Raw genomic sequence first — 26,612 nt, forward strand, 5'->3', positions numbered from 1 at the left:
AGTTATAAAGAGTGGAAGTCGATGTATTTCCTTTTACCGCAGACAGCAATTAACATTCGCTATCGCAAGAATGTTAAGGTTCCACCGGGGTCCAAGGGCGTGGCGAGTATGCAAAGTAGTTCAAGCGTACCTGGGAGGTCTGTACATCTCTGTGGTAACAGTAAGACCAAACAAAGTCTTGGAAACGGAGTACGGTCTAAGGGTGTGCAGAAGTCGGACTGACCCATAGTAGTGATGAGATCTGTGAAAGCAGACGGAGCAAAGGGGTCAGCAAATCAACAATCACCAGAGGTGAAACATGTAGGGCACAGGAGGCTCGCAGAAGCATGGAACAAGAACTAAAGGGGATAAGGTATCAGTCAGAGAAATATGCAAAGCTGACAACGCTTATCAACCGTGTTAATGAAGGAAGACTGAAGGAAGCGCATAATCAACAGAAAACAGGAAAAGCGGTAGGAATTGACGGAATAACAAAGGAAGAATATGGGAGAAATTTAGATGAAAATGTACGGGAACTGATAAGACGTATGAAAACATTTAAATACATTCCCCAACCAGTACGTCGCACCTACATCCCAAAATCCAATGGGAAAATGCGGCCATTGGGGATACCTGCATACGAAGACAGACTGGTACAGAGCGTAATGGCAGAAATATTGAACGAAGTATATGAACCACGATTTCTGGGCTGTTCCTATGGATTCAGACCAAACCGTGGGGCGCATGATGCTGTAAAATATATAAACCAGACTATAATGACCAGAAAAGTGAATTATATACTTGATGCAGATATCAAGGGATTCTTCGACAACCTAGACCAGAAATGGCTCATGAAGTTTCTGGAACATGACATAGCAGACAAAAATTTTCTGCGGTACGTAAGCAGATTCCTCAAGTCTGGAATCATGGAAAATGGAGCAGTAGTGGAAAGTGATAAAGGGACTCCACAGGGAGGACAGATATCGCCGATACTGGCAAATGTATATCTCCATTATGTACTAGACCAGTGGTATGAAATAGTGATGAAGAAATATGCAAGGGGCGAGATATACTATGTACGCTATGCTGACGATTTTCTGATAATGTTCCAGTATGAGGAAGAAGCGATAAAAGTATTAGAGTTATTGAGAACACGGCTGGGAAAATTTGGACTGGAAGTGGCAGAGGACAAGACAAGAATCTTGCCGATAGGACGCTTTAAAGGAACAAAGGAAGACTTTGACTTTCTGGGATTTACATTCTTCAATACGAAAACAAGGGGAGGAAAATATCGCCTAGGGATAAGAACCAGTAAGAAGAAACTGAAAATGAAGAAGCGGACAGTGAAAGCATGGCTCGTGACTAGGCTGACGAGACCGGTTGCAGATACAATGAGGTACATCAATCTATCGTTGGCGGGACATTACAATTATTATGGAGTCAGTGGGAATTATCATGCGGTACAGGGATTTTACAAATATGTAAAATATGCAACATATAGAATGCTAAACCGCAGGGACCAGAAAGGGAAGTTCCGATATGAGAAGTTTCTCCGAGTATGGAACTTTTATGTAAAAGAACCACATCTGACCACAGATATTTGGAACTGGAAACCGATGTTGGTTTGAAGAGCCGTATGCGGGAAAACTGCACGTACGGTTCTGTGAGGGGCAATAGGCAAGTCTTTCACAACAAATAAAATTTGAGAAAGGAATGTCGAGATTGTCTACTCGACGGTGCCGCAATGCACGCATATGAAGCAATCGAACAATCCTTGACTTTTATCGAGGAACACTTGACAAAAGAAATTTCAACGGAAGAACTGGCAAATACTGTCGGTCTGTCCCCCTTTTATTTTCAGCGCTTGTTCAAGCGGCTGGTAAATAAACCGGTTCAGGAATATGTGAAGCTCCGCCGTCTGGCAAAGGTTATTGAAAATCTGAAAAGTACCGACCAGAGGATTCTTGACGTTGCCTTGGAATATGGCTTTTCAAGCCATGCGAATTTTACACGGGCTTTCAAGGAAACGTATGGGATTACGCCTGAAAGCTACAGGAGGGATTTACCAATGCTCAATACATTCGATAAGCCGGAAGTTTCCATGAATTATGTTTTAATAGACGAAGGTGTTCCGCTGGTGGTAGGAAATATCGTCTTGGAGATTAAGAGAAAGACATTGGAAAAACCGGAAATTTATTTCGGATTGGAAACAGAGGTTTGCATTTCTGAACAAATGCCGGTTGGTGAAAGCACAGGTGTAGACGTGCCAGGACAGCTTTGGAAGCGTTATCACATGGAGAAGGCTTCAATCGCAGCCAATCTTAATACTACTGTTGAAATGGGAATGTCCCATGCGGAAGGTACTGCACAAAACCTTTTCACTTATTTTGCAGGCGGCCTTGTTCAAAATATTCCGGACCGGCTGCAAGATGGTTTTGTTAAGAGAGAACTCTCGGCAGGAGAATACATCGTTTGCAGAGTTGAAGCAGAAAATTTTGAGGATTTGGTGACGGTAGCTTTGGATCAGGCCAGCAAGTACCTTTTTGGTACATGGTTGCAGCACCACAGCCTGACCACAGAGCCCTTCTCTGCAGAGAAGTATTACAGAGATGCGGAGGACATGGCCTACATGGAAATTTGGGTTAAGCCCTTGCCGCTGAAAAATAAAAGCTAAGGAGGAATTTATGATGGATTGGAATGCGCTATATTCAAATGAACAACCTCCATCACTGGAGCAAGTCACGGAATACATTAACAATCCGTTATGGACAGATTTTAATAACCATATCCAGTCCACCTATCGGAGCAGGCAGGCTGGAATATTAAGAATAAAAAGGTGGAAAGTCTCTTTGTACGCGCTATCCGATGCAAGGCTATTTTATCGCTCTTGTGGTTGTAGGAAGTCGTGAACTTACGGAGGCAGAGTTTCTTATGCCACAATGTTCCGACTATGTGCAGACAGTATTCAAAAACAACGGTTTATTTCAATAATAATGAAATTCACGAATGCTTTTTCTCTTTGAGGAATTTGATAGCCTCTATGTTTCTTTTTCAGGAGGATTTGTTTTACAACTATGATAAAATATCTGTTAGTTTACACAAAGCCATAAAAGTTACATATATTATAACAAATATTGTCGGAGTATGGGAATGATGGAAAGCTGCAGAGAGAAAATTGTCTCAGACAAATATGCTGATTTTTTATGGAAGTCCAGCTGGAGTCCCAATGGCTTGGAAAGTTTTTTTCCGGAAGTGTGTTTTCAGATGATAAATGATTATTATGATGTATATTATGTTTCCAGAGAATATTTGGAAACAAGATCCAGAACTGATTATGAATATGAAGTATTTCCAAAACTATATGGTTTGTTGGAAAATGAAAGTCTGGTAGATTCACGTATACTGCAAATACAAAAGCATCCAGTATTGCAGCTACAAGGAGCGGGTGTGATTTTGGGCTTTTTGGATACGGGAATTGACTATACCAACTCCTGTTTTCAAAACTCGGTAGGAAAGAGCCGGATTATAGAAATCTGGGATCAGTCTATTCAGACGGGAAACACACCGGATGGAATTGACTATGGCAGTATTTATGGACGGGAGATCATCAATCAAGCGTTAGAGAGCGACATTCCTTTTTCAATTGTTCCCAGCAGGGATGAAATAGGACATGGAACACAGATGGCTGCTATAGCCGCTGGAAGCCGGGATAAAGAAACTGGTTGGATTGGTGCAGCCCCGCTAGCAGATATTGCAGTTGTGAAGTTGAAGCCTGCGAAAGGGTATCTGAAACAATATTTCGGTGTAAAAACGGATGTGGTTGCTTATCAAGAAAATGATATTATGCTGGGACTCCGGTATCTTCATGAACTGGCATTGCGAGAAAGAAAACCCCTTGTAGTCTGTATTGGCTTGGGAACTAATATGGGAGGACATGAAGGGACTTCTCCCCTTGCTTCTTATATCAACGCCATTGGCTCTCGTGTGGGGCGTTGTATTGTAGTGGCAGGAGGCAATGAGGCAAATCAAGGGCATCATTTTTATGGGATTCTGAAAGAGGGGCAGGAATATGAAGATGTAGAATTTCGAGTGGCAGAAGGGGAATATGGGCTTACAATGGAACTCTGGGGAAGCACACCGGATGTGCTGTCTGTTTCTTTAATCTCCCCGACAGGAGAAATGGTACCCCGACCCTCTGCTAGAAGCGGAAGTCAGCGGTTTGATTTTATATTTGAAAGGACAATCATATATATTGATTTCCAGCCATTGGAAGCTCAGAGTGGAGATCAACTCATTGTAATCCGCATGTTCTTTCCTATACCGGGGATTTGGCGTCTGCGGGTCTATGGAACTAACGTGCTCAGTAGGATTTATAATATTTGGATGCCCGTAACTGGGTTTATAGCGGAAGGTACAAGATTTTTAAGTTCAAATCCAGATATTACTCTGACCGAACCCTCAAATGCAGAGATTCCTATTACAGTGGGGGCTTATCATGTGCAGAATAAAAGTCTTTATATTAGTTCCAGCCGAGGCTTCACAAGAAGAGGAAGGATCAAACCAGATCTTATAGCTCCGGGGGTAGACGTGAAAACGATAGGTCCGGGAAACCGTTCTGTGTTTATGACCGGAACCAGCATGGCTGCTTCAGTGACAGCTGGGGCAGCAGCATTGATCTTGGAGTGGGGCATTGTAAGGGGAAATTGGCCTGCCATGAGCAGTTTAGAAATTAAGCAACTTCTTATCCGAGGGGCTGACAGAAGCAATAATGAACTGTATCCTAACCGTTCCTGGGGGTATGGAATCTTAAATCTATACGGCGCTTTTGAAGCCTTGCAAAGATTTTGAAGTATTACAAAATGCAGTCTGCTGTTAGCACAACGAATCCGCTTTGGAGGGATAAGGCCATACGGTCGGCTTTACCCTTTCAGAACTCATAAGTGTAGAATGGCAGAAGATTCTGGGATAAAATGGGAAAGACCAGCAGAAACAAGATATTCTTGCCCTACTGGTCTTATTCAGGCTAGTATTTTTCTGGAACTCGAATATTAGCTACATTACGAAATCTATATTTTTCTACCATATGCTTCTTCATACGAACCAAATTGTAACGATAACACTCTGCTATGCCATCCGCAAAGGAGTCTGCATTACCTTTCCTCAACTGTTGAAGCGCAAGAATGACTTGCTTGTTGAGATGTGAAAGTGTATGTTTCTTAGATGGATAATAAGCAAAATGGTGCCCCCATTCAAGGAGATGATTGGTTTCAGATAATATAACATATAAAGGTTCTAACGTGGTGTGTTTCATTATGGCTTCCAAAATATCTGCCAAATAAACAGAGTCAGAAGAAGTAAATCTATCCGCCAACTCGCACAGTTCTTCACCAGCAAACTGTGAAGCTGCAGCTAAAGCAGCTGGGCGAATAATTAGCACCATTAGCTGCAGGGCATGAAGGTAACGTAGTGATTTTTCTACATATCCGGAATTAAGAGCCAGCTGATGAAGTTTAGTACTATCGGGTTCAATAACTATAGTACCTTTACCGTTTAATGTCTTTACGAAACCTCTTTGTTCAAGTTCTGACAAAGCCTTTCTGACCGTCGATATAGAAACATCATACTGGCTGGCCAGTTGCTTTTCATATGGAAGAAACATTCCAACAGAATATTCTCCAAGGCCGATTTTTAGATTCAGGTCATCAACAATTTTTGAGTAACAATAATCTTGACCACGCATGGGATTCCACGAAAACTTCAAACCAGTTTGTGAAGGGCATTTGGGGGTGTCCTCTGACAGATGATTTAACGTATTTTCAATGAAATCCGTAAGTTTCTGATACATATCTGAGAGCAGGTTGTACATTATGAGTGGATCATCGCCTTTTAAAATATCTGGAATGACCTTGGCTACAGATACAGCTTCCTGTAAAAAATGCTTAGAGAAATAAGTGCACTCTTCTGTAAAAAATGAAAGTTTATTATAAAGGCCAAACGTAGAATAGAGTTCGCTGAATAGGGGATTACCGCCTATTCTTAATATATCATATCCTAATTTAGAGGGAGGACGCCATCCACCAGCGGTATATCCTAAACGCAATGCTTTCACCGCCTGTTTATAGTGAGGCAGTACCTCCACATCACATCCCTGCAATGCAAAAACTAAAAGTGAAGGAAGTATTAGAGCAAAAGTTTGATATACCTGTAAAATCTCTTCCTTTTGTTTTAAAATCTCAAAAACAGTGTTTGAGGAATTACAAATATCTTTTGTTGAAACAACAGTCGGTGCAAGACGAGGCTGAATATCAATTAATCCTTCTTCCCTCAATGCGTCAAAAACGCGGTTAATCGTATATCTGCTAACATGGAATTGTTCGCAGTACATTCTTGAAGATGGCAAGGTATTTCCATGAAGTATCTGCCCATCTAAAATACTCTGCTTAATTTCGTTATATACAAATGAAAATTTTGTTTCTTGTGGTTTCATTACTAGTCTCCTATCTGCCTGATTATATCATAATGAACCCATTTTGTCAGCATCAAAAAACGCAAACCTATTTGCATACCTTACCAATATGGCTATTGTTAGCATATGGGATAAAATATATAATAAAACTGTATAATTATTAGGAAAGAGTTTGAATATCATGGAAAAACAAAAAATTTTAATTGTGGACGATTCAGAAATGAATCGCGCTCTTTTAGTGGATATTTTGGAGGAGCAATATGAGGTAGTTGAGGCTGAGAATGGTGTAGAAGCAATTTCTGTTCTTTCAAAGCAAAGAACAGATTTCTCCCTTCTGCTTCTGGACATTATGATGCCTGAAATGAACGGATTTGAAGTATTAGCCTACATAAACAAATACCACTGGAATGACAACTTCGCTGTTATTATGATTTCTGCGGATGATTCTCCTGCGAATATAAAGCGAGCTTATGACTTGGGGGCTTTTGACTACATTAGCCGTCCTTTTGATTCGACCATTGTCCAGCGCCGCATTTCTAATACGATGTTTTTATATGCAAGGCAGCAGCGCCTTGAAAAAATTATTGCAGAACAATTTCATGAGCAGGAAAAGAATAATAAACTGATGATCTCAATTTTATCTCATATTGTGGAGTTCCGTAATGGAGAGAGCGGCCTACATATACTGCATGTTAATACGATCACAAAATATTTGCTGAAACAGTTGGTTCGGCTTACAGATCAATACCATTTGTCCAAAGCAGATATTTCTTTAATCAGCACTGCTTCAGCGCTGCATGATATTGGGAAAATCTCAATCTCGGATGCAATACTTAATAAACCTGGACGACTAACAGCAGAGGAATTTGAAGTCATAAAAACACACTCAGTCGTTGGTGCCAACATGCTGTTAGACCTACCCATTGAGCAGCAGGAAGCTCCGCTTATCAAAGTGGCTTCTGAGATTTGCCGGTGGCATCACGAAAGGTACGATGGTAATGGTTATCCGGATGGATTAAAGGGAGAGGAAATTCCCATAGCCGCTCAAGTGGTTGCATTGGCTGATGTATACGATGCCTTGACCAGTGAGCGATGTTATAAGAAAGCTTATTCACATGAAGAAGCTTTGAAAATGATTTTAGAAGGACAATGCGGTGCATTTAATCCTTCTCTTTTACTGTGTTTACAAGAAATTGCAGATACTCTTGAAAGTGAGCTTATGGAAGTCTCCCCTGAACAAGAAACGAAAAATATTCAGGATATAAGAAATAAAATCGACTACGACAGGCTGTTTTCCTATGAAAAATACACTTTCCTGTCTCGCAAACAGCGGCATCTAAAATTACTATATATTGATTCCCTAACTAGTGTCTACAATCGCCGTTATTATGACGAGCATTTTCAAAGAGCAGACGATATTCAGGCAATGGTGGTAATCGATGTAGATAATTTTAAGCATATCAATGACAATTACGGCCATGATGTTGGCGATATCGTATTGCAGAGAATTGCACAAAGCGTTTTATCCTGTGTACGAAAAACAGATGCTGTTATCCGTTATGGTGGCGATGAATTTGTAATTATCTTTTTCAGTATACCGGCAGATATATTTGAGAAAAAACTGGAGCGGATCCGGCATTCCGTCGATTGTTTGATAATTGATGAATATCCCGAACTACATATGTCTGTAAGCATAGGCGGAGTATATGGAATAGGGAACACAAAAGAACTTTTCAAAGCGGCAGACAATATGATGTATCAATCAAAAAAAGTAAAAAATCAAGTAAGCATATGTTTCCTAAACGAGGAAGAAAGCAAACCAGACAACATTTAAAAATGGAGGAATTGTGATTATGAACCTAAAAGATTGTTATATAAAATTTGGCGGTGATTTTGATGAGGTATTGGGCAGACTGCGGCGTGAACAAATCGTTCAAAAATTTGTTTACAAATTCTTGGACGATAAAAGCTTTCACTTGTTTGAAACGTCTATGGGAAATAAGGATTATGAAGAAGCGCTGAGAGCCGTTCATACACTGAAAGGGATTTGTCAAAATCTTGCTTTTACCAGATTGTTTGAGAGCAGTAATTTGGTAACAAAAGCATTAAAAGAAAACGACTGGAATACAGCAAGCGATATGATGCCGAGATTATCAATGGATTACTATGAAACAATCAATGCTATTAACGAGTTTAAAAGTTCCACGGAGGAATAACATCAATGGAAAACAATAAAAAAAAGAATTCTACAACACGTTTTCTAATATGCAGTTTCATTGGGCTTTTGATCTTCAGTATTATTATTTTCAGTCTGCTCGGAGTCTATATGAGCCGAAAAAGTAAAAATACTGTTTATGAAATTGGGAATATTTATATGTCCGGAATGAATGAACAGATGTCCAGACATTTTGAAACTGTGATTAAATTACGTTTTGATCAGGTCAGCGGCGTTGTTTCTGTTGTCCCAACAGATAACAAAGATAGGGAGAGTCTATATGAAGAACTTATTTACAGAACGCAGGCCAGGGGCTTTGACTATTTAGCACTTTGTTCTGCCAAGGGGGATTTTCAGACACTTTATGGACAATCCATACAGCCACTTAATCCGGAACCTTTTGTTGAAGCATTATTACAAGGAGAGCAACGAGTCTCTGTGGGCGTTGATGCTGATGGAAATGAAGTGGTATTGTTTGGCGTTGATGCTGCTTACCCGATGCACAATGGAGATAGGAGCACTGGCCTGATTGCAGCCGCTCCTCTGGAATATATTACTGATTTCCTTTCCTTAGAAGACGATGGGCAGCTGATGTATTATCATATTATCAGGCCAGACGGTAGTTTTGTTATACAGAACCCTAATACGGAGTTGTGGCATTTATTTGAACAACTACAAAAACAGCTTGATCCTACGGCCAATGAGTTATCTGTTGATAATTCTATTAAAGAATTTGGTGCCGCACTAAAAAATCATCAGGAATTTGCTATGACATTTGAAGTAAAGGGCGAAGAACGGCAAATATACGGTATCTTATTACCCTATTCTGAGTGGTATTTAGTATCTGTAATGCCTTATAGTATATTGGATGATGCCATAAATAATCTGAGCAGCCAGCGTATACTCATGACACTATTATCCTGTGCTTCTGTTTTGATTATTCTGACCTTGATTTTTCTTCGGTATTTCTCCATAACCCGTTCTCAGGTGCGTGAATTGGAGACAGCCCGGCAGGCGGCTCTTGAAGCGAACAAAGCCAAAAGCGAATTTTTAGCAAATATGAGCCATGACATCCGTACCCCCATGAATGCAATCGTTGGCATGACTGCCATTGCCACAGCCCACATAGATGACCGGAAACAGGTACAGAACTGCCTTAGAAAAATTACATTATCAAGTAAACATTTATTAGGGCTGATTAATGATGTTTTAGATATGTCTAAAATCGAGAGTGGGAAATTAACTTTAACAACAGAACAAATTTCATTAAAAGAAGTTGTTGAAGGAATTGTTAATATTATGCAGCCACAGGTCAAGACAAAAAAGCAAACCTTCGACATACATGTTGAAAATATCTCAACAGAAAATGTGTGGTGCGACGGTATCCGCTTGAATCAGGTTTTATTAAATCTCTTATCAAATGCAACGAAATATACACCGGAGAGCGGTTCGATACAATTATCCCTTTCTGAAGAAGAATCTCCGAAAGGTGAAAATTATGTCCGAATTCATATCAAGGTCAAGGATAACGGAATTGGTATGTCGCCAGATTTCCTGAAAAAGATATACGAATCCTATAGCCGTGCGGATGGAGCCAGAATACATAAAACTGAGGGCGCCGGTTTGGGAATGGCGATTACTAAGTACATTGTGGACGCAATGGAAGGAGCCATTGATATAAAAAGTGAGATTGATAAAGGTACCGAGTTTCTTCTCACGTTTGATTTTGAAAAGGCGGCTGCAGTGGAAATGGATATGGATATGGTTCTTCCCTCGTGGAATATGCTGGTGGTTGATGATGACGAGTTACTATGTGAGACAGCCACGGACGCACTAAAATCTATCGGAATAAAAGCTGAATGGACTTTAAGCGGAGAAAAGGCGATAGAACTGGTAATTCAACACCATAAAAAGAGAGATGATTATCAAATCATTCTATTAGATTGGAAACTGCCAGACATAAATGGGATTCAGGTAGCAAGAGAAATCCGAAGTAATTTAGGTGATGAAGTACCGATTCTGCTGATTTCCGCATACGACTGGAGTGAATTTGAGGCGGAGGCCCGTGAAGCGGGGATTAGTGGTTTTATTTCCAAGCCCCTTTTTAAATCCACGCTGTATCATGCTTTGCGTCAGTATATGGACATTGAAACGGAAGATGACCAGACATTGAATCAAAATATCGATCTATCCGGACGTCGTATTCTGCTTGCCGAGGATAATGAACTGAACTGGGAAGTTGCGAAAGAATTGCTGTCCGATTTAGGGGTAGAGCTGGATTGGGCAGAGGATGGCCAGATATGTCTGGACAAGTTCCAAAGTTCACCAGAAGGTTATTACGATGCCATTCTTATGGACATACGAATGCCGCATATGACAGGATATGAGGCCACAAAATCAATTCGGGGCCTGAACCATCCCGATGCCTTAACTATTCCAATCATAGCTATGAGCGCAGATGCTTTTTCTGACGATATACAGCATTGCTTGAAATGTGGTATGAATGCCCATATAGCAAAGCCGATTGATGTCGTAGAGCTGACCCGCTTATTAAAAAGATATTTATCATAATGTTATCTATACTAGAGAAATATGCAAAAGACAACGGTTTCTCAATCCCCTTTATGATACGAAAGCCGTTGGGGCACCTTCCTTACAGAGGGTGCCCCAATGCTCCTGCTTTTCTTGAATCTTTACTTTATAAAATTCACAGAGTTTCCACAGATTACTCATAGATTGATAAGTTATAACTCCTTGCTGAAGATGGATAATCAGTGAAACTTATCGGGATGTAAGCCTTTCTCCAATCCCGCCAGCACTTCTCTGGCAATCTTCAAATCATCTTCCGAATACTGGGAAAGCTCGTTGCACAGTATTTGGTAAACAATCCTCGGTTCTTTGTCTGAATAAAAAATTTCATGAACAGGGATACGAAGATATTGAATGAGTTGGCATAATGTATCAAAACGAGGGTTGGCCTCGTAGCTTTCCACGTCTGTGATTGTACGGAGGGATACACCGGTAGCGTCAGCTAATTGCATCTGTGTCATGCCCCTTCTATCACGCTCCCGTTTTACTGCATCTCCAAGTTTTATCTTTTGATCCATCGTTTTCACCTCTTCCTTATTAGAATATTTTAACGTATTATTTGTAAATTTTATGCGCAACATAGAACGCAAAAAGCGCAACATAACACGTGTTAAATAATATAAGGAAAGGATTGTCGGAACTTGATATTTTTAAGACAGTATAGAAATAGTTTTCAATCAGGAAAAAAACCCCTGACTTTAAACAAAAATATCACACCTTCATATACGCAATATACTGCTTAATACCATATAATTTATCTTCATATAACGCCGAAACGGTTCTAAATCGTTTCGGTATTTTTTTGTCGAAAAATGGATTAAATTGCAGAGGGCCTCCATAATTCCCACACCACCAATGGGAACCAAAGGCTACGAATCATGGAGGATACCAATGAAGAACAAAGAGACATACAAAAATAAAGTCCAGAATATGTTTACCGCTTATCTGGCTCGTTCTATCGAGGGAAAACGCTTAAACTATCTGAACAAAAAAAATCGGTGGGAAATGCATGAATTTTACTTAGAGGACAGCATAGGCACTGAGTCCGCTGCTTATTTTGATGAGCTATTTGAGAGCTACGAAAAAGAGACGATCTTAGAAAAAGAGGCACATGGCGACTATCCCGAATGGGAGGCGCTGCCGGATGACAGCCTGATTGCCGCTATCCGGTTATTAAAGCCAGAAGAACGGGGATTGTTATACGCCCATGTGTTTGAAGAAAAATCCTTTGAACAGATTGCGGCGGAGCAAAAAACAGCGCCAAATAAAGTGGAGAACCGCTATTACTATGCAACAAAGAAAATCCGGAAATGGGTGAAAGAACTGGAGGGAACAAAAGATGAATTTTGAACAGTTGCTGTTACAGGCAAGAGAAGGGAATGAGACTGCTGTTGTGCAGATTTTTGAAATGTATAAGCCGCTTTTGATTAAGAAGTCTATCGTAGAGGGCAACTTTGACGAGGACTTATATCAGGAGCTGGCGGGAACGCTATTGGTGTGTATTCGGAGGTTTCAGATACTTGAGTAAATGATGAACGCCAGAAGGGAAAGCAGATGTCTATGTGCATTCTAATAAAAAAATCAAACCGAGCACATGGTATCTGAAATATTTTTATACGGTAAGTGTATCCGATATAATTTTCAACCACTCTCAGAGGAGTAACAACCTCTGGGAGTTTTTTGCGCTTTTTCCTTAAACACCGTATTTATATATGTACCAAAAAGTAAGGATTTTGGAAATCAAAAAAAAGCCATGATTTCCGTACCAAAAAGTATGCAAAAAAGGTTTTGGGACGTCCCACCTAAAGATGTGGACATTTTGGGAGAAGGAGTGAGGAAAAATGAGTATATATGGGTATCACCGGGCCAGCACCGCAAAGCAGCACCTTGACCGGGGCGATATAGAGATCAGAGAATACTGCAGGGAGCATAAACTGCCATTAACAAATATTTATATGGAAAAAAGGACTGGAAGAAATTTCGACAGGCCCAGATATACTGTCCTGATCGAAGACGTGTTACGTGCGGGTGATACGTTAATTATTACGGAGGTAGACCGGCTGGGGAGAAATAAAAAAGAAATCTTGAAAGAGCTACAGCACTTAAAGGATATGGAAGTGCGTGTTATGGTACTTGAACTGCCAACCACCCTTGTAGACTTGTCTCAGATGGAGAATGGTTTGGCAAAACTGATGATGGAGACCATCAACAATCTAATGCTGGAGATGTATGCTTCTTTTGCGGAAGCTGAAATGCAGAAAAAAGAAAAGCGCCAGCGGGAAGGCATTGAGGCCAAAAAGCGTCGCGGGGAATGGGATGATTATGGCCGACCTGCAGTAATGGGGGCGGAGGCCTTTGCGAAAGCATACGAGCGTGTTCTTAGGCAAGAGGTCACGCCTACGGTACTCATGCGGGAGCTGGGGATGGCAAGCACCACCTTTTACCGATACCGGAAAAAATATCTGAAAAAACAGAATAAAATTCCTGAAAGACAAAATTAAGGGTTTCTATTTTATATAAAATAAAATTTTGCGGAGGTACTGAAATGAGGAAGTTACGAGAAGGAAGTTTATTTTTGGATCAGAGATCCGGGCGGTATGATATTCGGTTTGGTTTGGAGGAATTTTATGGGGGACTTCATTGCGGCGAATGCTTTGAAGTGCGGGTAGGAAATGAATGGGTGCCGGTTCGGATTGAAATGGGCGACAAGGACAAATGGTATCTGGTCGGTTTGCGAACCACGTGTTTGGATGCCTTGCCGGTACGGATATAGGAGGGAAAGATGCAGACAGTACAAAGGCAGTATGAACGGTTTATTATGAAATCCGTAAATGATGTGGCAATTATGCTGGAGTGTTTACACGAGGTGTATGGTACGGAAAAGGAACAGCTTCTATCCAGGGGGAATATCCGTAATACTATGGTATATCCGTTCCTGAAAATGATAGAGTCACAGTGCGGGAATCTGCCACCTCAAAGACTGCATGAGCTCTTGTGGAAACTTTTCTTGGAAACATCGGATAAAGAGGAGTTTCTTACGCAGGCAGGTGAACTGTTGCAACCACACAGAAGTGAAAAAGGACCGTCCGAGTAAGGGCGGTCCGAAGTATTATCCTCTCCAACAGAGCAATCCTAACGGCATTGAGACAAATCTTTTATGCTTTCGGCCATAATACAACCCCATCTTCACTATATGCTTATAGAAAGGCACGAACACTGATACAGATACAGGCCATCATATTTTCGCTTACAGCAGCCGTATTTCATCCGGTGCCACAATAACGAGGTCTAAGGGAATGTCCTCTATGCTTTTTGATATTTGATATAGCTCCGAAAAACGTCTTTCCAGATCCCTGATTTCGGCTGGGGAGTGTGGCGGAGCGAAACAGCAGTAAATATCCGGTGTCGGATTATCTGTTTCCTTCTCACTGCCATCCCGTATTTCCAGAATCACGCCATGGAGTCCATGGTAATCGCTTTTTGGAGTGCCGATAATTGGTTGTCCTGCTTTATATAGTATTCCATTATATTTAATTTCAAACATTTTTTCCTCCACTTACATTGCTCTTTGATAGTCCATTCTTAGCTTTCCTCGAATGTCCATTAGGATAAGTCCCAGATTGTTCTCTCCATAACCGTCACACATTCCCCAATACCGGTCCTTCCACACGTTCTCCTCAATGAGTAAAGCATTATCTGTCGCTAGCAATGCCTGTGCAAGCTCCGGGTGCTGATGGAATTTGGTCATGCAGATTTCGTACATTAGCATAATCTTGACCTTTTCCCAGTCCGGACGCAGCGTGATCCGGCGTCCAAGTCGTTTTGCCTCCGCAGGATCAGCAAGCTGAGAACTACAGAACTTCAGGCGCTCTTTTGGATAGAGTGTTTTCTGTGACTGGAATGCCGCCTCGTTATTGGCATAGCGCAGGCCACGGTAGATAATAGGAGCATTATAAAAATTGCTGAGAAAAGCGTATTTTCCTCTGAAGGATGTAATTTTTGAGATACCTTGTGTTTCTTGCAATTTAATCACCTCATCATATTCATTTTTTGAAAAGAGGTACGGAAAAACCGCACCCCTTGTTGCATTTAAACTATAGAAAACATTTCTGCCAGCTTCAAAAGATTGTTCCTGTTAGACTGAAACTGAGCCTTAAATGGCTGGTATGGATTGTAATTGAGATATAAATATTTAAAACAATGATTCCATAATCTACGCATTTCCATTTCATCAAGTATGCCCTCGGTTTTTTGTATGGCCATGCTGAGTTTCGCTAACAACTCTGTCCATTTAACAAAGAACCAGTCATCCACCTCAATTTCAAAACTGGAAAGCCAATCCTGTACCGTATGTGTTTCTGAGTTATCACCACACCCCGGATTCTGACAAATGAATTCAATTTTGGGGGATATAGAGTGAGAGCCTTTCTCCATGCGTATAAAGCGCCCAATAGGGAATATGGCGCATACGGCTGGTTTTGCATCGTGAACTGAGCATTGGTTGCCAGACAACAGAGGACAGCGTTTCAGCTGCCCTTGTGGATTAAGTCTGACAACAGGAAGGTGTGAATTGCGTCCTATATATGCATCGCAATATTGCCTGATAACCTTTTCAGGAAGCATGGTCAGCTTTTGCGAAATACGAAATAAATCTTTTGGCGTCAAGATAATGTCCTCCCTGTTCAGGCAGCATTTCCCGCACTGGGTACAATGAAACTGAAAGGTTTCATCGGCTTTGATAGTAGAATTTAAGTATTCATCAATTAAACTTTGCTTCATGGTTTTATTTCCTCCGTATTGTATTTTGCGTACTGCTTTAGGCAATCATGTCTAAAAATTCCTGCTCTGTTAAGACCGTCACGCCAAGTGATTTTGCTTTTTCCAGCTTGCTTCCGGCTTTTTCTCCGGCAATCAGAAAGTCTGTTTTCTTTGAAACAGAGCTGCCGGGCTTGCCTCCGAGCTCTAAAATCTTTGTATGGATGCCATCACGGGTGAAATTGTCAAGCTTTCCGGTTGCCACGACCGTCTTGCCTGCAAATGTAGTGCCCTCATTGGTTGCTGTTTTCAGTGCATTTTCAAAATTCATCATAGTTTGTAACTCCTTCCATAACTTTAAATTTTCTTCAATAGAGAACCAAGTGTGTATATTTCGGTTTAATATCTCTCCGATTCCTTCAATATCTGTGAAATCGTATCCATCCAACGCAGCTTTTTCAAATGCATCTAAGTCCCCGGAAAAGACTGCAGCTAACAGGCGGCTTGCGGTACTCCCAATAAGAGGAATATCCATTGCTACCAGATAACGCTCAAAGGTGGTGTTGCGGCTTCCTTCTATGGAATCCCAAAGATTCTGGTAAGAAGCTTCTCCGAAACCATCCATTGCTACAATTTCTTCCTTATGCCGATCCAGATGATAGATGTCCGTGAATATTTTAAGCCAACCATAGGATAAAAACTTGTCCAATGTGGTTGAAGACAACCCACGGATGTTCATGGCCTTTTTACTGACAAAATGAACAAATCCTTTCAGCAGCCTGCTCTCGCAATCCGGGTTATCACAGTGTAATGTGGAGACTATTTTTCCATCGCTGGATTTCCGGGAATAGATACGTGTCTTTCCGCCACAGCAAGGGCAGATGGGCGGCGTCACATCCTGATAATGTCCACGGTCAAGATTATCTTCCACATGAGGGATAATCATATTCCGTTTTGACACGAGTATGCGGCAGCTTGGCATCAATTCCAGCTTCCTTATGAAAGAAACATTGTGCAGGGAAGCTCTGGAAACGTCGCATCCGTCGATGTTTACCGTATCAAAGATGGCTACGGGTGCAATCTCACCGAGACGGGATGGTGTCCATTCGATGTTCCTTAGAATCGTTTCATAGGTTTCATCCTCAAACTTATAGGCGATTCCGTCCTTGTTATGATGCCCTGTATATCCACAGCTTTTTGAAAAGCTGAGACTGTCATACATGACAACGATTCCATCAATGGGAAGATTCCTGTTTTCCGCCAGCGTGACCAGGTCCTGAATGTGCTGTGATAACTGAGCTTCATTCAAGCCTGGCTGTATGACCGAAATATAAGGACAAGGGGTAAAGCCAAAAGTATTCAGCCGGCTCAGTTTCCGTTGCCGGCTGTCGGATTCTGGTATTTCCACTAAGCCCTCCAAAACATGAAAGGGCATAAAATGGATACATCTACCCCGGCAGTTATCCGGACTGAAGCTCCGTACAGAGCCGGCAGCCAGATTCCTTGCATTTTTATAGGGGCTGCCATTTCCGTCACGCAGGGTATCTTTGAGTCTTTTAAAATCGTTGATGGGGATAAAGGATTCCCCGGTAATGACTAAGCGGTGCTTATAAGGAATCTCCAACGGAACATTGGAAAAAACAGGGATATTATGTGTGATTTCTTCTCCAACTTCCCCATCTCCACGGGTAGACGCTTCAACAAGATGACCGTTCTCGTATACCAATTTGGTAGTCAGGCCATCCAGCTTCAGCATCAGCAGGACGTTATGATTTTTGATGAAAGTAAGCAGCCCGGATACCTGCTTCTCTTTATCCAGAGAACGCAAGGGGATGGGGTGCATTACTTTCGCAAGGCTGCTGACCGGAGGGTAACCGACAGTATGTGTAGGGGAGTTGCTTAACACAATCCCTGTATCCTCCTCTAATTCCTTTAATTCATCAAAACGCTTGTCATATTCCCAGTCAGATATATTTGATTGGTTTAAATTGTAGTAAGCGTGCCGATGCTTATTCAGCCAGCTTACAAGATCATTGATTCTTTTGATTTGAGTTTCTGTTGTCATATCAAACCTCCTTTTCTTTGTATGCCATTCCGGAAGCTGTCCGCTTCTCCTCCTTTCCTGTTATTTGGGTATAAAAAAAGAAGAACGAGCGTAACGCCATTCTCCATTTCCCTGCAGAACCCTGCAAAATAAAAAAAGCCAGAAGCCCCTGCATCATGCAGAGCAGACTTCTAGCTATCTATTTCAAACCTAAACAACATGTGTTATCCTTCCGGATAGGCACAAACATTTACTACAATCACAGTATAACACTATATATTGATATTTTCAATATGAAAACACTATATTTTGTATGGCTTTGCATTAAAAAGGACCGTCCATGAGGGCGGCCCAAAGTCATTCTGCAATTTTGATATAAGATACTTACCTTCATCCAGAATAAGAATTCGTCCAATTCAGAAGACTCTCCACTTCATCAATGACAGAATCCAGCGTGGTGTTATAAGTTACATTGCAATCTTTCCACTTACAGTATAATATGTAAGCAAAATCTAACAAGGAGTCCTCCTCGGAGAGTGTGTCATAGGGAAGATTGCAAAGCCCGGTTTTATCCTGAAGGCGCTCGTTGCAGCGCTCAATAAAATCCTGATAAAAGCAATGCCGCTGATATAACTCATGGACTTCTCTTATTTGAACGCTGGTTAAATAAAGCGACAGTTTCATGGTAAGTCCCTTGTTCTTTTGTGTCATTTGGTGCATCTCCTTTCGCTGCTATACATTTCATAAAAAATTTTACAGACTGGTCTTGCAGGAGAAATTTCCCCTGCAGGTCCAGCTTTTGCGGAACCCATTGGCCATTTTCGTAAACTCTACGCATAATTGTGTTATAAAGCACAGGGTGTTGTTCGGGATGATCCAAGTCCATAACCCAATAATTTTCCAGAGCGATAAAAGGCTGCAGGGAGGCTTCGATTTTGTGACGAAGCTCCATGGTCAGCCCATGGGCACGCTTTAAATCATAGGACTGAAAAATACTGCGGCTGATTGCTTTCATCATACCGGAGTCCTCTATGGTACGGTTTATGACCGCTATCTGTTCATCTAAATCTGCATTGGGATTGACAAGCAGGCCCGTAAGTGCAATATTCTTGACATACTGTGTCGCTGTGATCTGAATCTTCTGCAGCAAGGCTTGATAAGCCTGACGATAGATTGTCTTTAGCTGTTGCGGGTCCACGTTTTCCCGGTTTTTTTTTAAGATGGAAAGCAGCCTTTCAAGGCTGCCCTCCAGTTCTTGCGTGGTCAAGCGCACATCACCTCTGTTTTGGCGGCTGACAGATAATTCAGCCGATAAATTGTGTTGCAGGTTTCAAAAAGGATACTATCCGGCGCCACCTCCCAAATATACCTTACTAAGGAAGTGGTAATGGTCTGGTTTCCATAGGTAATCCAAGCACGTTCACCAACCCTAAGCGGCAGGGATAAAGTGCCGGTCAGGATTTGTGTTTTTTTCCTTGCGTTTGTCAGGTCTATTATATTCTGATTTGCCATAGTCATTTCACTCCTTCTTTAAGCAACCGCATAAATCAAGCGGAAGCAGCCGCGTGAGACGGGAACATATTCACTGGGATGCTCGTATAAAGTTGCCCGGATACGTTCCTGATAGTGGCAGTTCTTTTGGGATTTTGGATGTCCTTTTAAAAAGTCATACAGTTCGGACAGGAATGCCTGCCCGCCCATATACTCCAGTGTCATCCGAATTAAGTGGTGCCATGTAAGGGATTCAAGGTCAACGCAGGTAACAGAAAACTGGTCATTTCGTTTCCAGCTAAAGGGAACCATAAGTGCATCGGGTTTGTGGTAAACCAACAAATATTCCGTAACGATGGGGATAAAAGGCTTCCGATAGGTCTGGCTGTCAGATACGCAGTTAAACTGCCCTTTGACCAGAAAGGACTCAAAATTGCCCATCCGCATCATATCGTGCTGAATGCTGTAAAACTTTCCCTTTGTACGAATATCACCTACGAGGATTGCCAGACGCCCGTCTTTTCTGAGTGCAAAGAAAAATTTTCTTACACAATAATTTAACTTTTCCAGAAAATCTTCATAGCTTTCGCAGCGTGACAGATCATCCGGATGAGGAGAGCCCCACATAGTACCGCTGTATTTGATGATGTTATGATATGGCGGATGAAAGAATATCAAGTCCGCTGAATCATCTACTTCATTTTTCAGTGCGTTCCAATTCCCACGTCCGCAGAGCGGAGCAGGGTTTAAGTCATAAAGCAGGGAACGCACCTGATACTTGTTTGCAGCGTACTGGCTGGTGCCGGAGCCGCTCATAGGATCTAACAGCGTAAATGTGCTGGTATCTTTTCCGTAATACTTTTTTGTGTCCAGTACATAACGTAAAACCGCAGAGACAACCTCTGGGGAGCAGTTGCCCCGCCAATGGCTGTCACCGCCATTACCACGGTTTGGAAAGGCCATAAAAGAAGTCAGATCTTTTCCAACCCGCTTCCTTAACCCTTCTGTTCCCAATTCTTCGGCAATGGCCCGCCAGTTAGAACCAAATTCCTGTTCTAAGAGATGGGCTGCCCGCTGGATTTCCAATTCCTTCATGCTGCAGTTCCTCCCTGTGGTGTGACGTGTATTGTCATCAGCCGGTTCCGAAAACGGGTAAAGCGGCTTTGTACACCGTGGATAGTGATATTGCATCGCTCGGCAATCTCATGATAGCTGTATCCATCGGCTTTCAGCCGCACCACTTCCTGTTCTTTGGGCGTCAGGTAGGATAACAGTTCTGCAAGGATGTCCTGGTCATGCAGCATATCTTCCAGCGCCGGTTTACGGTCAGGCAAGAGACGGTTCAGCGCCCATAAGGAACCATCTTCCACATAGGACACAGTAACCGCTTTTCGCTTTGCACGATTCATATGGCGAAACTCCTCTGCAACCGCATTTCGCATCTGGGTCCATGCAATTGACTTGAAAGAATAGCCATCAGCCAGTTGGGGACGCCGTAGGTATTCCTGTACCGCCTGCAGGTAGCCAAAGATGGCTACATCATAATAATCATTTTCCGGGAGACAAGTGCCCTTCAAAAACTGGTACACCAAATCATGGTGTTTTGTGGCAAAAATCTGTTCTGTTTTTGTTAATTCATATAGTTTTTTCATGATATCCCTTCTTTCTTATAAGAATTTCTTTGAAATAAGCATTGCAATCATCTTAGCACAGAGCCGGCCCTCATCGGTGACCTGCTTCTTTCCGTTTCTAAAGAGCAGAAGTCCCATTGGTGGCTGTAATTGTCCGACGGGCAGGGGAATCAGCGTATCCACCGGGTATGCCTTTGAATGGCCTGTATACACAGGCGTGTCAAAGATAATCTGTTCCCGGCGGCGCAGATATTCGCTAAAATCCGCTGAAACGGAAGCACCTTCTAAAAGACCGATTCCTTTTGAGAGGATAATGTAATCCTCAGAACAAATGGCAATACTGCAACGGATAACGGAATATAGGATTTCCAAATACTGTTTGATCTCCGGTGAATCGATGCCTGTACCGCAGTATTTTGTCAGGTGGATTTGATTATCCTCTGTGTGGATTTCCAAAGCATCACCATCGGAAAGATTCATAGTCTTGCGTATCTCCGAGGGGATGATGAATCGCCCTTGTGCGTCGATGGTGCGTATCATTGCTGGCCTCATAAAAATTTCCTCCTTCATAAAAGGAAGGAAGCAGGCGCTTCCTTCCAAAATGATTTATGCGGCATAACCATCTTCCTGATAACTAGCCTGAGTCTGCAGTGCCTGCTGTTTCTGCATTAGGGCAGCCTGCATTGCATTTTTACCGTTGCTGATGAGGCTTGGCGATACCGTAATCATCCACATTGTTATGTATCGGGTGACACGGTTCAGTAATACAAACATATCGGCATCCGTGATACTGATGGACGCCTTTGCTGTACACTGGAAACTGTTTTTTTGCATATAAGTGCCTCCAGTTTGGTTTTTCACCGCAATTCCTTTGCCATTTTCCATTGTTATCTTCCATGGGATTCTTAATGGTTCCCCTTTGTAATCCTGTGTGTTTCTGGTGATAGAAAGCTTTGTGGCAGAAGAATAACCGTTTTCGTCCTTGTTTCCGAAGATTTTATCCTGACGGAATTCAAAGACCGGGAAACCAGCCTGAAGCCGGGAAAAGATATAAAAAATTTCATCCGGCAGAAGGTTTGCCTTCACTGTTACGGTATTTTGTCCTGTCCCCTGTGAGTAGTCCAGAAGCGTAATTCCAATCAAGGAGCGTACTTTCCGGTTGTTTTCCATGTATTCACCATCCGCATGAAGCTGTGAATAGTTATATACGGAAGCAACACGTAATTTGTCATAAAAAGCGACCAGCTTTTTGTCTGTTTTCAGTACGCAGATCTGGCTTGATACATAAGGTTGTTCATTCATGAGATTGTCCTTTCTATTCTTTAATATAGCGAGAAATTAGTGTCGGCAGGAGCTTAGGCAGTTTATTTAAGTCCGTGATGTCCAGAAAACCATCCTGATAAATCTCTTTGATCTTTTCTTTGTCATCCCCGATTGCGGCAGCAAACAGAATGACACCTTTTTTACGGTATTCCTGTTTGATGGCGCGCAGGTCTGCAGCGGCGGCTGTGCCATGATAACCGTCTCCGTTTGGTTGGCCGTCTGAAATCAGGATGAGTATTTTCGTTTCCTCATTTCGGATAACAAGACGTTCCGCCACAAACCGGAGTGCCGCACCATCCCGGTTGCAGCCCCTTGCACTCATATCCATCAGCCTGTAACAGTCATTCATATCGAGAGAATCAAATTCCGCATAGGAATATAACTCCACATCAAAGCTTTCACAATGACCGTAAATCGAAATGGGTATATTTAGGCTATGGCAGAAATCATATAAAATAATTGCCGCCTGCCTTGCCATTGTAATGCGGGAGGAACCGGACATGGAGCCGCTTTCATCTACGAGCAGCGCAACTGCCAGTTCTTCACCGTCTCCCGGAAGCCTTGTACGTGAAAAATATGCACCGTCATCCTGATAGAGATAGCGTGCTTCCAGCCTTCGCCCATAGGGAAGGCGGCTTAGTTTTTCACTGTTACGCTTTTTCTCCAAGATTTCCATAATCTGTTTTTGGAGCCGCTTGGAAATAGCCAAAAGTGGCGCCTTTACCTGATCATAGGCTCTTTTCAGATCCGGACTTACATAAGTTATGCGGTTGATATTTACATGGCAACCTTTATGGATGTCGCCATATCGGATTTCCGCCGCCTGCTTTTGTAATTCCGCAGAAAGCTCTTTTTCATAAGTGAGGTTTGCCTTTTCAGTCGCCAGTGTTGTCAATACCTCAAGCATATCCTTGGCAGCATCCTGATATCCGGCCCCGGCATAATTGCGGTTATATGTGACGCCGGGATTGTGCCCTTTAGAAAGCTGATTGGTTTTCTCCATTTCCAGTCTTTCGGTTTCCTCTTTTAGCACCTTCTGAGCTTCCAGTTGGCCCTGACGAATCGCCTGTGGAGAGATATTTCCGGAATCCTTTATCTTGGCCCTTCCCCTTTTTTGCGGAAGCTGTGCCCCGGAATTCACCTGTTGTTCCAACTCCTGTTCCAATTCTTCAAGAGCAGAATCCTGCTCCGGCCTATTTTCTATCTCATCCACCACTTGCTTAATGTAATCCCATAGAATCACAAGGATTTCATTTGCCGCCGAAAAGCGTTCTTTCGGGTCCGGTTCATATATGGCGTCTTCTATGTAAGGGATACATTCCTCCAAAGCGTCAAGATATTCCCCTTTATAATCCGTTATGTTATTCACATCACCATTCCGGCAGTAGGATAAGATTAAATTCATCATGATGGCATAAGGACGATACCCCTTATCAATCTGTGACTGGATAGAGGGCGTCTGTTCCTCGAATCGTTCATTGTTTAAATAGATGCCGGCGGCGAAGGTGCCGGGAAATTTCTGGCACATCCGTGCTTCAATATACACATCCTCCATAATATTCGTGAGATGATGTGCCATTTTGCATAGGGTTTTGCAAACCGCTTTATCCTGCGTGGCTATGGCCGCTTGTATTTCTGTCAGGTTGTTCTCGTAATGCTCGGCTTTTGGGGATTTGGGATAGAAGTTTCCATTGAGGAGAGAATTACCGTAAATCTGCAACGCAGTAAAATCCGTAAACAACAAGTGCCCGCATTCATGTGCGTTAAATCCTGTCATACTCAAGGATTTCAGGTATCTGGTGGGCAGGTTTATTGTAATGGGATTGGCAGCATTGATAAAAATGCGATTACTATCCGTGTATGCGTAGTCTGCATTTTCGGCTGTATCCCAGCCAAGGACGATATGTACCCCGGAGTAATACCGTTTTGTTGCACTTTCTGCTAAACTGCTCTGGTAATCTTCATAAGCACTGGAAGTAAAAAGCTCCTGGTCCGTTATAGTATCCCGTTCTTCTATAATTTGTTTCTTCAGCAGTCGATAATCTGCATGCAATTCATTCACCTCCTGATAATATTGTTGAAGTTAATAATTTTTCCATTGGAATCTGAAAATAAACCGATATCTGATAGAGCGCATAAGCAGATGGCGCCGCCCTGCAGTTCTCATAGCTGATCATGGAGTATCTCGACAGATTCAGCAATCTTGCAAGTGTCCTTTGTGATAGCTCTTTCGATTTACGCAGCGTTGCCAGATTCCGGGCAAAATTTTCGTACATTTCCTGTTCTGTCATAGGCATCCTCCTCTATGCTGCAAGCACAGTGTCTAAACAACGGGATTGGATTTCTTCCCGGCATTGTCCGTCTGATGAGGCAGATGCGAGGACAGTATATTTTGCAGCTTCTGAAATATTTCCGCAAATCATATAGGACTGTACCCATGCAATCAGCTCACGCAAGGAACAACATCCATCTCGGATAGAAGCTTCCTGACAGTATGACTGAATTTCTTTCACGATATGCGCCATGGTTCTTATGGCTGATATATCTTTGCATCCGGTGATAGTTTTCACCCGTTTGACAAGTGTTTCTTCATCGGGATCTTCCAAATCTACAACCAGATGCATTCGAGAGATAGTTGATTGATTCATATCTCGGCAGCCTACATAGCCCACGTTTGTCGTCATTACAATTACTGTATCTGGATGGCGCTCTATTATTTCCCCTGTAGACAGTGTAATAGATTTACATTGATCCAGAAGTCCATTTAGCCCTACAAGCACTGCTGGATTGGTAATTACTGTAGGCTCTTGAATTTCTAATACATATCCATAGCGCATTGCGTCTACCAACGGCGTATCCACGTACTTAAATGATTTACCGCTCCTTTGTGCCAAGGTTTCTTGGCGGGATTGCTCCGAAACTATAGATAGCATCTCTTGCAATACAACATTTCCATCAACGGAGTCGTCATATTTATTTGTTAGCGTATAGTATGCACTGGCAGGATCCATTTGAATATCCGTAAATGATGGGAAAACGGTCGTTTTTCTCTTTGACTTTTGAGGAATATCTGGCAAGAACTGTCCAACCAAATCACTTATTTCCATGCCTGCATAACAGGTCATAAAGCGATAGGGCAAGTGCAATGCTGAAGCAATTGCTTTTGCGCCATCTGTTTTGCCGGCACTTGCTGGTCCACGCATTAAAAAATTGCGCATAGCATGTGTAGATCCAGTTGTCAGCTTGGCGTGTTCACAGATTTGCTTGATTTCCGGCGGGATAATATACCACTCCGGGAGATCCGGAACAGTTGCCTCTTCCTCTGGAGACAGCACTCTGGATTCATCCAATACATATTTACCAACAAAATCTTTATGTGGTATGACTACAGCGGGGCCCTGTGAGACATAGTTGCTTTTTATAATCTCAAAATCTCCCAAAAGTACATTGGTAGCCAAAAATCTGCCCTGCTTAATTTCGATGGGCCGGATTGGCGGAATCACGCCTCCGGCTGTAAGCTTAACGGGTATTCCATCAGCACCCAAGTTGGCGGCATTTTCTACCCGGCGGTAGAAGTTATCACAGAGCAGGGCCGCGCTTTTCAATAAGTCGTCTTTCGTGTAAACTCCGCTTTGAAGTAGAATTTTTAACTTCTGGTATGCACCATTAAATTCTCTGTCGCCCATAGCAGTCGGCATCAAAGCAAAAAAGAGAGCCGTTCCGCTATTTCCATTCTCCGCATAAGAGTAAGACTCCGGTTTTCCCGTCGGATTGATGGGATCTGGATACCTCCCGGCTTTAAACTTCCCTTCATTTCTGTTGTAGATTACTACGTGCAGTTCATCCGATGAGATACTGGCGTATTCAGCGATGGTCAAATCGTTGCCCTGACTGCCAAGTGCGCCGGTATGTTTGGAAGAAACCGTTGCAGCTTCCGCTTCCAGTTCCATGTAAGTCATAACTGCACGAATCAAAAGCGAATGTACCGTTGCCACTTTTTTAGGTCCCTGATTATACTGGGATATGCTGTCCTTGCGTCTTAATTCACTACTGTCAAACTGGTCAAAGGGTTCCGGTTGTTTCCGGTCCCAAGTCCAGTGTTCAAAAAGTTTATTCATT

Annotated in this window: 27 protein-coding genes; 12 read left to right on the forward strand and 15 right to left on the reverse strand. The window is 42.4% G+C overall.

Translation table 11 applies throughout. From position 1 onward, the window contains the following. Nucleotides 1–326 precede the first annotated feature (326 nt). The 4 genes from ltrA (at nt 327) to HJV72_RS08195 (ending at nt 4,827) form a co-directional block, all read left to right on the forward strand. A complete protein-coding gene (ltrA, locus tag HJV72_RS08180) occupies nt 327–1,607 on the forward strand; it encodes a group II intron reverse transcriptase/maturase (protein WP_208070160.1) in 1,281 nt (426 codons plus the stop codon). Between the two features lie 116 nt (nt 1,608–1,723). Next, on the forward strand, nt 1,724–2,653 hold the full coding sequence (locus HJV72_RS08185) for an AraC family transcriptional regulator (RefSeq protein ID WP_025641494.1): 930 nt from the start codon (nt 1,724–1,726) through the stop codon (nt 2,651–2,653). Between the two features lie 191 nt (nt 2,654–2,844). Beyond that, complete coding sequence (locus tag HJV72_RS19775; protein ID WP_242868062.1) at nt 2,845–2,970, forward strand: DUF3788 family protein; 126 nt, start codon at nt 2,845–2,847, stop codon at nt 2,968–2,970. 159 nt (nt 2,971–3,129) lie between these two features. Continuing rightward, a complete protein-coding gene (locus tag HJV72_RS08195; RefSeq protein ID WP_049947331.1) occupies nt 3,130–4,827 on the forward strand; it encodes a S8 family peptidase in 1,698 nt (565 codons plus the stop codon). A gap of 175 nt (nt 4,828–5,002) precedes the next feature. On the opposite strand, the gene HJV72_RS08200 is transcribed toward HJV72_RS08195, so the two are convergent. Next, on the reverse strand, nt 5,003–6,466 hold the full coding sequence (locus HJV72_RS08200) for a GntR family transcriptional regulator (RefSeq protein WP_025641498.1): 1,464 nt from the start codon (nt 6,464–6,466) through the stop codon (nt 5,003–5,005). A 160-nt stretch (nt 6,467–6,626) separates the two neighbouring features. Here HJV72_RS08200 and HJV72_RS08205 point away from each other — a divergent pair, with 160 nt between their 5' ends. The 3 genes from HJV72_RS08205 to HJV72_RS08215 are packed head-to-tail and all read left to right on the forward strand — an operon-like array spanning nt 6,627 to nt 11,231. Next, the gene (locus tag HJV72_RS08205; RefSeq protein ID WP_025641500.1) at nt 6,627–8,279 is read left to right on the forward strand and encodes a diguanylate cyclase; all 1,653 of its coding nucleotides are present in this window, start codon (nt 6,627–6,629) and stop codon (nt 8,277–8,279) included. Nucleotides 8,280–8,298: 19 nt separating this feature from the next. Further along, nucleotides 8,299–8,661 carry an Hpt domain-containing protein gene (locus HJV72_RS08210; protein ID WP_025641501.1) on the forward strand — a complete coding sequence of 121 codons (363 nt, stop codon included), beginning with the start codon at nt 8,299–8,301 and terminating at the stop codon, nt 8,659–8,661. Nucleotides 8,662–8,666: 5 nt separating this feature from the next. Then, nucleotides 8,667–11,231, forward strand: coding sequence for a hybrid sensor histidine kinase/response regulator (locus HJV72_RS08215; RefSeq protein ID WP_208070161.1), 2,565 nt, complete (start codon nt 8,667–8,669; stop codon nt 11,229–11,231). A gap of 200 nt (nt 11,232–11,431) precedes the next feature. On the opposite strand, the gene HJV72_RS08220 is transcribed toward HJV72_RS08215, so the two are convergent. Then, the gene (locus tag HJV72_RS08220) at nt 11,432–11,767 is read right to left on the reverse strand and encodes a helix-turn-helix transcriptional regulator (RefSeq protein ID WP_208070162.1); all 336 of its coding nucleotides are present in this window, start codon (nt 11,765–11,767) and stop codon (nt 11,432–11,434) included. 373 nt (nt 11,768–12,140) lie between these two features. On the opposite strand from HJV72_RS08220, the gene HJV72_RS08225 reads away from it, so the two are divergent. The 5 genes from HJV72_RS08225 to HJV72_RS08245 all read left to right on the forward strand — a co-directional run bounded on the left by HJV72_RS08225 (nt 12,141) and on the right by HJV72_RS08245 (nt 14,343). Next, nucleotides 12,141–12,599, forward strand: a complete 459-nt coding sequence (locus HJV72_RS08225; RefSeq protein WP_208070163.1) for a sigma-70 family RNA polymerase sigma factor — start codon at nt 12,141–12,143, stop codon at nt 12,597–12,599. Next, on the forward strand, nt 12,589–12,777 hold the full coding sequence (locus HJV72_RS08230) for a helix-turn-helix domain-containing protein (RefSeq protein ID WP_208070164.1): 189 nt from the start codon (nt 12,589–12,591) through the stop codon (nt 12,775–12,777). The genes HJV72_RS08225 and HJV72_RS08230 overlap by 11 nt, the downstream gene beginning before the upstream one ends. Nucleotides 12,778–13,090: 313 nt before the next feature. Then, complete coding sequence (locus tag HJV72_RS08235; RefSeq protein WP_208070165.1) at nt 13,091–13,750, forward strand: recombinase family protein; 660 nt, start codon at nt 13,091–13,093, stop codon at nt 13,748–13,750. A 44-nt stretch (nt 13,751–13,794) separates the two neighbouring features. Beyond that, nucleotides 13,795–14,022, forward strand: a complete 228-nt coding sequence (locus HJV72_RS08240) for a DUF5348 domain-containing protein (RefSeq protein ID WP_208070166.1) — start codon at nt 13,795–13,797, stop codon at nt 14,020–14,022. Between the two features lie 9 nt (nt 14,023–14,031). Continuing rightward, on the forward strand, nt 14,032–14,343 hold the full coding sequence (locus tag HJV72_RS08245; protein ID WP_208070167.1) for a hypothetical protein: 312 nt from the start codon (nt 14,032–14,034) through the stop codon (nt 14,341–14,343). 153 nt (nt 14,344–14,496) lie between these two features. Here HJV72_RS08245 and HJV72_RS08250 read toward each other — a convergent pair whose 3' ends face one another. The 13 genes from HJV72_RS08250 to HJV72_RS08310 form a co-directional block, all read right to left on the reverse strand. Beyond that, nucleotides 14,497–14,793 carry a hypothetical protein gene (locus HJV72_RS08250; RefSeq protein WP_208070169.1) on the reverse strand — a complete coding sequence of 99 codons (297 nt, stop codon included), beginning with the start codon at nt 14,791–14,793 and terminating at the stop codon, nt 14,497–14,499. 12 nt (nt 14,794–14,805) lie between these two features. Next, nucleotides 14,806–15,273 (reverse strand): NADAR family protein, encoded by a 468-nt coding sequence (locus tag HJV72_RS08255; protein WP_243765578.1) that lies wholly within the window; start codon nt 15,271–15,273, stop codon nt 14,806–14,808. A gap of 65 nt (nt 15,274–15,338) precedes the next feature. After that, complete coding sequence (locus HJV72_RS08260) at nt 15,339–16,028, reverse strand: YkgJ family cysteine cluster protein (protein WP_208070173.1); 690 nt, start codon at nt 16,026–16,028, stop codon at nt 15,339–15,341. Between the two features lie 37 nt (nt 16,029–16,065). Next, on the reverse strand, nt 16,066–18,069 hold the full coding sequence (ligA, locus tag HJV72_RS08265; RefSeq protein ID WP_208070175.1) for an NAD-dependent DNA ligase LigA: 2,004 nt from the start codon (nt 18,067–18,069) through the stop codon (nt 16,066–16,068). 613 nt (nt 18,070–18,682) lie between these two features. Continuing rightward, nucleotides 18,683–19,315: a hypothetical protein gene (locus HJV72_RS08270; RefSeq protein WP_208070177.1), complete on the reverse strand. Its 633-nt coding sequence runs from the start codon at nt 19,313–19,315 to the stop codon at nt 18,683–18,685. Continuing rightward, nucleotides 19,312–19,560, reverse strand: a complete 249-nt coding sequence (locus HJV72_RS08275; protein ID WP_208070179.1) for a hypothetical protein — start codon at nt 19,558–19,560, stop codon at nt 19,312–19,314. The genes HJV72_RS08270 and HJV72_RS08275 overlap by 4 nt, the downstream gene beginning before the upstream one ends. 18 nt (nt 19,561–19,578) lie before the next feature. Continuing rightward, on the reverse strand, nt 19,579–20,634 hold the full coding sequence (locus HJV72_RS08280) for an SAM-dependent methyltransferase (RefSeq protein ID WP_208070181.1): 1,056 nt from the start codon (nt 20,632–20,634) through the stop codon (nt 19,579–19,581). Next, nucleotides 20,631–21,191 (reverse strand): RNA polymerase sigma factor, encoded by a 561-nt coding sequence (locus tag HJV72_RS08285; protein ID WP_208070183.1) that lies wholly within the window; start codon nt 21,189–21,191, stop codon nt 20,631–20,633. The genes HJV72_RS08280 and HJV72_RS08285 overlap by 4 nt, the downstream gene beginning before the upstream one ends. A gap of 15 nt (nt 21,192–21,206) precedes the next feature. Further along, nucleotides 21,207–21,722, reverse strand: a complete 516-nt coding sequence (locus HJV72_RS08290; RefSeq protein ID WP_208070185.1) for an AbrB/MazE/SpoVT family DNA-binding domain-containing protein — start codon at nt 21,720–21,722, stop codon at nt 21,207–21,209. Nucleotides 21,723–21,776: 54 nt separating this feature from the next. Continuing rightward, the gene (locus HJV72_RS08295; RefSeq protein ID WP_208070187.1) at nt 21,777–22,472 is read right to left on the reverse strand and encodes a hypothetical protein; all 696 of its coding nucleotides are present in this window, start codon (nt 22,470–22,472) and stop codon (nt 21,777–21,779) included. Nucleotides 22,473–22,485: 13 nt separating this feature from the next. Beyond that, nucleotides 22,486–24,555 carry a vWA domain-containing protein gene (locus HJV72_RS08300; protein ID WP_442899295.1) on the reverse strand — a complete coding sequence of 690 codons (2,070 nt, stop codon included), beginning with the start codon at nt 24,553–24,555 and terminating at the stop codon, nt 22,486–22,488. Then, complete coding sequence (locus HJV72_RS08305) at nt 24,548–24,784, reverse strand: helix-turn-helix transcriptional regulator (RefSeq protein ID WP_208070191.1); 237 nt, start codon at nt 24,782–24,784, stop codon at nt 24,548–24,550. Before HJV72_RS08305 ends, HJV72_RS08300 begins: the two co-directional genes overlap by 8 nt. A gap of 12 nt (nt 24,785–24,796) precedes the next feature. Next, nucleotides 24,797–26,611, reverse strand: coding sequence for an AAA family ATPase (locus HJV72_RS08310; RefSeq protein ID WP_208070193.1), 1,815 nt, complete (start codon nt 26,609–26,611; stop codon nt 24,797–24,799). Nucleotide 26,612: the final 1 nt, after the last annotated feature.

This window comes from Extibacter sp. GGCC_0201 (assembly GCF_017566055.1).
Classification (GTDB): Bacteria; Bacillota; Clostridia; order Lachnospirales; family Lachnospiraceae; genus Extibacter.